Source organism: Spiroplasma sp. hy2 (assembly GCF_044714365.1).
GTDB lineage: Bacteria > Bacillota_I > Bacilli_A > Mycoplasmatales > Mycoplasmataceae > Spiroplasma > Spiroplasma phoeniceum.
Map to the genome: position 1 here is coordinate 1 of NZ_RXFZ02000185.1, position 1,850 is coordinate 1,850.

A 1,850-nucleotide genomic window follows, 5' to 3' on the forward strand; every position below is an offset into this window, starting at 1 on the left:
TATTCTGTAATTATTTTTTTCATTAATTATTTACCTCCATATATTAAAAATATACCTAATTTTAGGTATATTTTATAAATATCAAGAGTTTTCGACAAAATTAAAGAGAGTTTTCGACAAAATTAAAGTTAATGTTTACACTTTCAAGTTATAATATATAATATAAGGAGTATCAATTTATTTTATTATTTAATAGTAGAGGATGATTACGATGATATTAGGAAATAGTGAAATAGCCTTTATTTTAATTGGATTTTTTATTGCGATTAATATTATTATATTAATTTTTTTAATTTTATCTTACCGAAATATTTTAGTTCCAATTCCAAATTTAAATAATGCTCCAAGTCAATCAATGATTTCATTAGAAGTAATTGATCGCTATTTAACGAAAAAGAAAATTACTGGTTTAAAAGTTGTTCGTAAACCGGGCCAAGTTTTAATTACACATTCTTATAAAAAGAAAACATTTTATATTAATGATTTACAATTATTTAATCAGTCTTATTTTTTATCAGGGATGGGATTAGATTATGTTTTAGGGCGAACATTTTTTGCAACCCAATTATATTTAAAAAATAAACATGTTCAAACAATGCATTTCTTATTATATTTGGCTCCACCATTATTATTGTTATTCTTTCTTATCGTCTCATTATTTACAATTATTTTTATTGCTATTCTAAAAACTAATCCCGCCTTGTTAGACCATAACAATTTCTTTTACTTTATTAATCGCTATGGAGTCTTAAATTTATTATTAATTTTTATTATTGCACCATATTTAATTTTATTAAGTTTTAATGGCCATTTTAAGCAAAATTTAGAAAATTGATATGAAACAGAAATGCGACCATTTGTTAAAAAACAGTTTCCGGAGTTATATGATGATTGAATTATTGCTCGTAGTTATTCACGGAGTATTCAGTTTACATATATTTTTGGTTATAATTTTATTTTTAAAAAAATTTATAAATATACAGGACCCTTTGGCCTTTAGTAAAAGTAAAATAGGGGAGAGAAAGAATGAAAGTTATTTTTCATATCGATATGAATAGTTTTTTTTGCTAGTTGTCATTAAGTTGCTAATCCCCACTTTCAAGGAAAACCACTTGTTGTTGCTAATTCTTCACGGCGAGCAGTTGTAACAACAGCGAATTATGAAGCACGACAATTAGGCATTAATAGTCCAATGCCGTTATATAAGGCAAAAGAAATTTGCCAGGACCTTGAAATTGTTAAGCAAGATTTTGGTTTATACGTTGATTTTGCGCAAAAATTATTTGATTTTATTAGCTAAACCTTATTGGTCTAAAAGTTGAATGATTACTCCGCCAGATAAAATAAAAGTAAATAGTGGAGTTGGTAAGTTCTTAAACTTTATTTCATTTGGTATTCCCTGAGGATGAGTAATTAACCAAGATGAAAAAACTTGACCTAATTTTCAATGACTTAATGGTTTTATGAGTGCTAATATTTATAGTTTTTATAATGATGCTTTTTGGTCTGAAAAATCAAAAGGTAAAGGTTATTTACCATTTGAAATATTTAGAGAACAAGGCAATGATAAAGTTGGTGCTATGATTGGTGCTAATGCTACTAGTTTTAGTTTTACTACTTTATTAACTGATAAATTTAAAGGGACTGTTTTAACTAATGATGGTAAACCAACCGAAGAATTAGTTTATTCAACTTATAATTTAAAACAATTAAATGAAAAAACTAACCGAGTTTATTTAATTAATGTGTAAATTGTAAATGCAAATGTAGCACTTTTTATATGAATGAAAACCTTATTTTTAAGCTTAATAGTTATTTTAGTAATTAATTAACTAAAATAAGCCATAAAA

The 1,850-nt window shown here is 25.3% G+C and carries 2 protein-coding genes and 1 pseudogene; all 3 read left to right on the plus strand.

Translation table 4 applies throughout. From position 1 onward, the window contains the following. Positions 1-211 precede the first annotated feature (211 nt). On the plus strand, positions 212-1,000 hold the full coding sequence (locus tag EHV01_RS05160) for a hypothetical protein (RefSeq protein WP_422066522.1): 789 nt from the start codon (positions 212-214) through the stop codon (positions 998-1,000). Positions 1,001-1,144: 144 nt separating this feature from the next. After that, positions 1,145-1,300, plus strand: a pseudogene (locus tag EHV01_RS05165) (DNA polymerase IV); the annotation flags it as partial. Next, entirely contained in the window at positions 1,269-1,751 is a 483-nt protein-coding gene (locus tag EHV01_RS05170) for a hypothetical protein (protein WP_422066523.1), read from the plus strand. The pseudogene EHV01_RS05165 and the gene EHV01_RS05170, both read left to right, overlap by 32 nt. Positions 1,752-1,850: the final 99 nt, after the last annotated feature.